The 6,454-nt window shown below is 70.9% G+C and carries 8 protein-coding genes; 6 read left to right on the top strand and 2 right to left on the bottom strand.

The window, feature by feature from the left end; all coding sequences use genetic code 11:
* Positions 1 to 33: 33 nt before the first annotated feature.
* Together FNX44_RS22170 and FNX44_RS22165 are read right to left on the bottom strand one after the other, a co-directional pair.
* Positions 34 to 933, bottom strand: coding sequence for a 2-hydroxy-3-oxopropionate reductase (locus FNX44_RS22170; RefSeq protein WP_143650553.1), 900 nt, complete (start codon positions 931 to 933; stop codon positions 34 to 36).
* A gap of 76 nt (positions 934 to 1,009) precedes the next feature.
* Positions 1,010 to 1,837: a TIM barrel protein gene (locus tag FNX44_RS22165; RefSeq protein WP_143650552.1), complete on the bottom strand. Its 828-nt coding sequence runs from the start codon at positions 1,835 to 1,837 to the stop codon at positions 1,010 to 1,012.
* Positions 1,838 to 2,004: 167 nt separating this feature from the next.
* On the opposite strand from FNX44_RS22165, the gene FNX44_RS22160 reads away from it, so the two are divergent.
* The 6 genes from FNX44_RS22160 (at position 2,005) to FNX44_RS22135 (ending at position 6,272) form a co-directional block, all read left to right on the top strand.
* Positions 2,005 to 2,268 carry a YkoF family thiamine-binding protein gene (locus tag FNX44_RS22160; protein WP_143650551.1) on the top strand — a complete coding sequence of 88 codons (264 nt, stop codon included), beginning with the start codon at positions 2,005 to 2,007 and terminating at the stop codon, positions 2,266 to 2,268.
* Positions 2,265 to 2,645, top strand: coding sequence for a helix-turn-helix domain-containing protein (locus FNX44_RS22155; protein WP_143650550.1), 381 nt, complete (start codon positions 2,265 to 2,267; stop codon positions 2,643 to 2,645). The genes FNX44_RS22160 and FNX44_RS22155 overlap by 4 nt, the downstream gene beginning before the upstream one ends.
* Before the next feature lie 181 nt (positions 2,646 to 2,826).
* Positions 2,827 to 3,351 (top strand): 2-oxo-4-hydroxy-4-carboxy-5-ureidoimidazoline decarboxylase, encoded by a 525-nt coding sequence (gene uraD / locus FNX44_RS22150; protein ID WP_153507611.1) that lies wholly within the window; start codon positions 2,827 to 2,829, stop codon positions 3,349 to 3,351.
* Positions 3,352 to 3,356: 5 nt separating this feature from the next.
* On the top strand, positions 3,357 to 3,776 hold the full coding sequence (gene uraH / locus FNX44_RS22145) for a hydroxyisourate hydrolase (protein WP_143650548.1): 420 nt from the start codon (positions 3,357 to 3,359) through the stop codon (positions 3,774 to 3,776).
* A gap of 8 nt (positions 3,777 to 3,784) precedes the next feature.
* Positions 3,785 to 4,747, top strand: a complete 963-nt coding sequence (gene pucL / locus FNX44_RS22140) for a factor-independent urate hydroxylase (RefSeq protein WP_143650547.1) — start codon at positions 3,785 to 3,787, stop codon at positions 4,745 to 4,747.
* A gap of 136 nt (positions 4,748 to 4,883) precedes the next feature.
* Entirely contained in the window at positions 4,884 to 6,272 is a 1,389-nt protein-coding gene (locus FNX44_RS22135) for an 8-oxoguanine deaminase (RefSeq protein ID WP_143650546.1), read from the top strand.
* Positions 6,273 to 6,454 lie beyond the last annotated feature (182 nt).

Genomic DNA, 6,454 nt, shown 5'->3' with positions numbered 1-6,454 from the left:
GTATAAGAGACAGCCTCGGGGAGGGCGGGGGGATCAGACGGAGTCGCCGGACAGCCGCTCGACCGCGCGCAGCAGCGCGGAGTGGTCGAGGCCGCCGTCGCCCTGGGCGCGCAGCGAGGCCACCAGCTGGGCGACGACCGCGCCGACCGGCAGCGCGGCGCCCACGCTGCGGGCCGCGTCGGTGACGATGCCCATGTCCTTGTGGTGCAGGTCGATGCGGAAGCCCGGCTTGAAGTCCCGCTTCTTGAAGTTCTCCTTCTTGCGGTCCAGCACGGTGGAACCGGCCAGCCCGCCGGCGAGCACGTCGAGTGCGGCGTCCAGGTCGACCCCGGACTTCTCCAGGAAGACCACGGCCTCGGCGCAGGCCTGGATGTTGACCGCGACGATCAGCTGGTTGGCGGCCTTCACCGTCTGGCCGGAGCCGTGCGGGCCGCACAGGATGATCGTCTTGCCGAGCGCCTCGAACACCGGCTTCACCCGGTCGAAGTCGGCCTGCTCGCCGCCGACCATGATGGACAGCACGGCCTCGATCGCGCCGGCCTCGCCGCCGGAGACCGGGGCGTCCAGGACCTTCAGGTCCTTGCCGGCCTGCGCGGCCGCCTCGGCCACCGCGATGGAGGTCTGCGGGGTGATCGAGGACATGTCGATGATCGTCGCGCCCTGCCCGGCGTGTGCGATGACACCGTCCTCACCGAGGATGACGGCCTTGACCTGCGGGTCGGCCGGCACCATGGTGATGACCACGTCGGCGTCGGCGACGGCCTCGGCGATCGAGCCGGCCGCCTTGCCGCCGGCGGCGGCAAGGCGGTCCAGCTTGTCCTGCTCCAGGGTGAAGCCGGTGACCTGGTAGCCGGCCTTGATCAGGTTCTCGGCCATCGGGGAGCCCATGATGCCCAGGCCGATCCAGGCGATGCGGGGAAGTGTGTTGCTCATCGGTGTGTGACCCTCTGTGTCGTGGTGTCGTCGTGGCTTCGGCCCGGGCGCGCGGGCGCCCGCGGCCTGGCCGGAGTCAGTCGGCGGTGCGCAGCCAGCCGAAGGACTCGGCGCTGGGCGCGTCGCCCGGCTTGTACTCGAGGCCGACCCAGCCGTCGTAACCGCTCTTGCGCAGCCGGCCGAGCAGGTCGGCGAGGTCGAGGTCGCCGGTGCCGGGCGCGCCCCGGCCGGGGTTGTCGGCGATCTGGACGTGGCCCGTGACGGCGGTGTACTCGTCGATCACCCGCGGCAGGTCCTCGCCGTTCATCGACAGGTGGTAGAGGTCCATCAGGAAGCGGGCGTTGTCCAGGCCGGTCGCGGCGTTGACCCGCTCGACGACCTCCACCGCGGCGGGCGCGCTGACCAGCGGGTACTTCGGTGACTCCGGCTGGTTCAGGGCCTCGACCAGGAGGATCGCGCCGATGCGGTCGGCGGCCCGGGCGGCCAGGGTCAGGTTCTCCAGGGCGAGTTCGTCCTGTCGGGCCGGGTCGGCGCCCTCGACGCGGTTGCCGTAGAGCGCGTTGAGCGCGCGGCAGCCGAGGGACTGCGCGAAGTCGGCGGTCACGTCGACGTTCGCGCGGAACCGCTCGGACTCCTCGCCCGGCACCGAGAGGGCGCCGCGGTCGGGGCCCGGCAGCTGCCCGGCGTAGAAGTTCAGCCCGGTGAGCTGGACGCCGGCGTCCTGGAAGGCGCTGCGCAGCGCGGCCAGTTCGGACTGCTCGGGGGTCGGTGTCTCCACCCAGGGCCACCACAGCTCGGCCGCGCGGAAGCCGGCGGCGGCCGCGGCGGCCGGGCGCTCCAGCAACGGAAGCTCGGTGAAGAGGATCGAGAGGTTCACAGTGAAGCGCGTGTCCGTGAAGCCCATGAGGGTGGCGCTCCTTCCGTATCGCGGAAGTCGTGTTCTATCTGGTGGAAGAGTGCAGCGCTTGCGGGGTGGCTGTCAAGGGGTCCGCCCGGATTGTCCGATCCCTGACCGTCGGTGGCGGTCGTTCGCGGGGTGGCGGGCGGCCGGCCGCGCGGTACGTTGAGCGCGTGCGATTGAGAGTGGAGTTCACGACTGAGCCGTTCGATCTGGACGAGGCGCCGCGACACGCCGTGGTCGCCCGTGAGATCGTGCAGGGCGCCGAACTGGACGCGGTCGACGTCGGTCCGTTCGGCAACACCGCCGAGGGGTCCGACGCCGAGGTGCTGGAGGTGGTGGGGGAGCTGCTGCGCCGCACCCTGGACTCCGGTGCCGCTCGGGTCTCCCTCCAGGTGAGCGTCGTGGCCGACGGCCAGGAGGGGGAGCCCAGATGAGCGCGGTCGGCGAGCACCCGTTCACCGCGGCCGTCAAGCCGCTGGTGGACGCCATGGGCGGGGAGATCGTGGCGCCGGACCAGGCGAGCGGCGACGACGTGGTGCTCAGCTGGGAGGGTCAGGAGGTGCTGGCCGTCCGGCTGCCGCACCTCTCCCAGACGCTGGACAACCTGCTCCTGGATCTCGAGCGCCGGCACGGCAAGCCGCTGAAGGACCTGGACCGCAAGACCAAGCAGTCGGTCGTGCGGATCCTGGAGAACCGCGGCGCCTTCACCGTCCGGCACGGCGTGGAGACGGTCGCCACCGCGCTCGGGGTCAGCCGATTCACCGTCTACAACTACCTGAACAGGGAGAACGCCGCCAAGGCGGGTGGCTGACGCGCGCCACCGGCGGGGGTCGGGGGTCGTTGCCGGGAGCATCGGCGGCGGCCCCCGACGCGCGTTCCGGGCCGGTTCCCGGATGCGTCCGTGAGGGCGATCTTCGGCGAGAAACCTTCAACAAAGTGTTGACGCGCCGTTGCCGGGGGGTTTAGCTATTCCCCAGCCCGAACAGAGCACCATGGCCACGGAGGCCCCCGTGACTTCGAGTCCGACACCGGGGCTGACCCGGTTCAACGCCGCTGACGACCACGCCGCCGAGGCCGCGCTGCACGAGGTGTGCGCCTCGACGACCTGGGCGAAGCGGCTGCTCGCGGGGCGCCCGTACGCGGACGCCGCCGCCCTGTTCACCGCCAGCGACGCCGCGATGGCAGAGCTGACGGCGGACGACCTGGCCGAGGCCATGGCCGGTCACCCCCCGATCGGTCGGCCGAAGCCCGGAGACCCGACCTCCGCCCGCGAGCAGCGGGGCATGGCCGGCGCCTCCGAGGAGCTCAAGGCCGAGATGCTCGAACTGAACCTGGCCTACCAGGAGCGGTTCGGACACGTCTTCCTCATCTGCGCCACCGGCCTCACGGCGGAGCAGATGCGCGACGCGGTCCGCACCCGGATCGGCAACACACCGGAGCGGGAGCGGGAGAACGTCCGCACCGAACTGGTGAAGATCAACCGCATCCGGCTGACCCGTCTCGCAGAAGGAGCCTGACCGACATGAGCACCCAGACGACGGCCTCGGTGTCCACGCACATCCTGGACACCAGCATCGGACGTCCGGCCGAGGGCGTCGCCGTCGAACTGTCCGTCCGGGACGCCGACGGCGACTGGGTCGCGCACGGCGCGTCGAAGACCGACGCGGACGGGCGCTGCAAGGACCTTCCGGCCCTGCCGGAGGGCACCGCGCACGTACGTCTGAACTTCGAGGTCGAGTCGTACTTCGCGCACCGGCAACTCCACACCGACAAGCAGATTTCCGACAAGCAAGCCGAGGAACAGCAGGACGCCCCCCGCGCAAGGGACAGCGGTGTCTTCTTTCCCGAGGTCACGATCGTCTTCGCGGTCACCCCGGGCGAGCACTACCACGTACCGCTGCTGCTCAACCCGTTCGGCTACTCCGTGTACCGAGGGAGCTGACGCCCGACATGACTGCTAATTCTCGCAACGGACGACCCACCGGGGGCCGCCCGACCCTGCTCGGCCAGAACCAGTACGGCAAGGCCGAGAACCGCGTCGTCAAGATCACCCGGGATGGCGACACCCACCACATCAAGGACCTGAACGTCTCCGTCTCGCTCTCCGGCGACATGGACGACGTCCACTACTCCGGCTCCAACGCCAACTGCCTGCCGACGGACACGACGAAGAACACCGTCTACGCCTTCGCCAAGGAGTACGGCATCGAGTCGGCCGAGCAGTTCGGCATCCACCTCGCCCGGCACTTCGTGGAGTCCCAGGAGCCCATCCACCGGGCCCGCATCCGGATCGAGGAGTACGCCTGGGACCGCATCGAGACCTCCGACTCCAATTCCCGCTTCATCGGCGCGGACGAGGTCAAGCACTCCTTCGTACGCAAGGGCCAGGAGACCCGGACCGCGCAGATCACCTACGACGGTGAGAAGTGGCAGGTCTTCTCCGGCCTGAAGGACCTGACGGTCATGAACTCCACCAACTCGGAGTTCTGGGGCTACGTGAAGGACCGGTACACCACCCTCAAGGAGGCCTACGACCGCATCCTGGCCACCCAGGTGACCGGTGTGTGGCGGCACAACTGGACCAGCGACGACCAGCGCATGCCGAACTGGGAGCGCTCCTACGAGAAGGCCAAGCAGCACATGCTCGACGCCTTCGTGGAGACCTACTCGCTCTCCCTCCAGCAGACGCTGTACCAGATGGGCGCGCGGGTCATCAACGGCCGCAGCGAGATCGACGAGATCCGCTTCTCGCTGCCGAACAAGCACCACTTCCTGGTCGACCTCGAGCCGTTCGGCCTCAAGAACGACAACGAGGTCTACTTCGCGGCCGACCGCCCGTACGGCCTCATCGAGGCCACCATTCTGCGTGACGGTGCCGAGCCGCAGATCCCGGTGGACATGACCAACCTGTAGAGCGGTACAGGACCCTGACGCGCGCCGGCGTCACCAGGGGAGAGCGGGGGTGTCCGCGCCCGCACACCGGGACCGGACACCCGTCCCGCTCGCCCCCGGGCCCACCCGGCGGACGGACATCAGGAAGGCACAACCCATGGCTGGACCAGCAGCACAACGCGTGGTGATCGAGGAGTGCGCGATCGCCACCGTGGACGCGGACGACACCGAGTACGCCGGCGGACACATCGTCGTCGCCGACAACGTCATCGAGTCCGTGGGCGCCGGAGCGGCACCCGCCGACCTGGAGAACGTCGTCCGCCGCGTCGACGGCACCGGCCACCTGGCCACCCCCGGCCTGGTCAACACCCACCACCATTTCATGCAGTGGCTGACCCGGGGACTGGCCCAGGACCACAACCTCTTCGACTGGTTGGTCTCGCTCTACCCCACCTGGTCCCGCGTCGACGAGCCGATGGCGTACACCGCCGCCCGGAGCTCGTTGGCCATGCTGGCCCGCGGCGGTGTCACCACGGCCGCCGACCATCACTACGTCTTCCCGCGCGGCGCCGGCGACCTGCTGGGCGCCGGGATCCGCGCCGCCCGCGAGACGGGCGTCCGCTTCACCGCCGCCCGCGGCTCGATGGATCTGGGCGAGTCGGCGGGCGGACTGCCCCCGGACTTCGCGGTCGAGACGACCGAGGACGCGCTCCGGGCCACCGAGGAGGCCGTCGACACCCACCACGACCCCTCGTTCGGCTCAATGCTGCACGTCGCGGTCGCGCCCTGCTCGCCCTTCTCCGTCACCACCGAACTGCTGCGCGAGGCCGCCGGCCTCGCCCGGCGCAAGGGCGTCCGGCTGCACACCCACGGCTCGGAGACGGTGGAGGAGGAGCGGTTCTGCCAGGAGCGGTTCGGCATGGGCCCGACCGCCTACCTGGAGTCCACCGGCTGGCTCGGCGAGGACGTGTGGATGGCGCACTGCGTCCACATGGACGACTCCGACATCGCCGCCTTCGCCCGCACCGGCACCGGAGTGGCGCACTGCCCCTCCTCCAACGCCCGACTGGGGGCGGGCATCGCCCGCGTCCCCGACATGCTGGCCGCCGGCGTCCCCGTCGGCCTCGGTGTGGACGGCGCCGCCTCCAACGAGGCCGGCGAACTCCACACCGAACTGCGTACCGCACTGCTCGTCAACCGCCTCGGCGGACACCACGAGAAGGCGCTCGACGTCCGCCAGGCGCTGCGCCTGGGCACCTTCGGCGGCGCCCGGGTGCTCGGCCGCGCCGACGAGATCGGCTCGTTGGAGGCCGGCAAGCTCGCCGACCTCGTGCTGTGGCGGCTGGACGGCCTGGGCCACTCCAACATCGCCGACCCGGTCGCCGCGCTGGTCCTCGGCCCCGCCGCGCCGGTCACCCTCTCCATGGTGAACGGCCGGGCGGTGGTCGAGGACGGCCGACTCACCACGGTCGACGAGGAAGCGATCGCCCGCGCGGCCCGAGACGAGGCACGCCGTCTGGCGTGCGCCGTCGCGGACGCCCGGTGAACCGCGGCGGCCCGCCTCGCCGCCGCACCCAAGACCCCGGCCGGGAGGGACGGCTCCCGGCCGGCCGGTTCAGGATCCGAGCGGGCTCCTGAACCAGAAAGGCCGGGGCGGGTCCGTGCTGTTCCAGCCACGGACCCGCCCCGGTCCACAACCGAGCGGACCCCTCCCGCACACCGCCGTGC

Origin of the sequence: Streptomyces alkaliterrae (assembly GCF_007097205.2) — a bacterium.
Taxonomy (GTDB): Bacteria; Actinomycetota; Actinomycetes; order Streptomycetales; family Streptomycetaceae; genus Streptomyces; species Streptomyces alkaliterrae.
This window is presented reverse-complemented; position numbering and strand designations above follow the sequence as displayed.

Bases quoted from the DNA above. Each gene is read 5' to 3' on its own strand.
- FNX44_RS22135 (WP_143650546.1), top strand. From the start codon at position 4,884: ATGGCTGGACCAGCAGCACAACGCGTGGTGATCGAGGAGTGCGCGATC.
- uraD (WP_153507611.1), top strand. From the start codon at position 2,827: ATGGCCACGGAGGCCCCCGTGACTTCGAGTCCGACACCGGGGCTGACC.
- FNX44_RS22170 (WP_143650553.1), bottom strand. From the start codon at position 933: ATGAGCAACACACTTCCCCGCATCGCCTGGATCGGCCTGGGCATCATG.
- pucL (WP_143650547.1), top strand. From the start codon at position 3,785: ATGACTGCTAATTCTCGCAACGGACGACCCACCGGGGGCCGCCCGACC.
- uraH (WP_143650548.1), top strand. From the start codon at position 3,357: ATGAGCACCCAGACGACGGCCTCGGTGTCCACGCACATCCTGGACACC.
- FNX44_RS22155 (WP_143650550.1), top strand. From the start codon at position 2,265: ATGAGCGCGGTCGGCGAGCACCCGTTCACCGCGGCCGTCAAGCCGCTG.
- FNX44_RS22165 (WP_143650552.1), bottom strand. From the start codon at position 1,837: ATGGGCTTCACGGACACGCGCTTCACTGTGAACCTCTCGATCCTCTTC.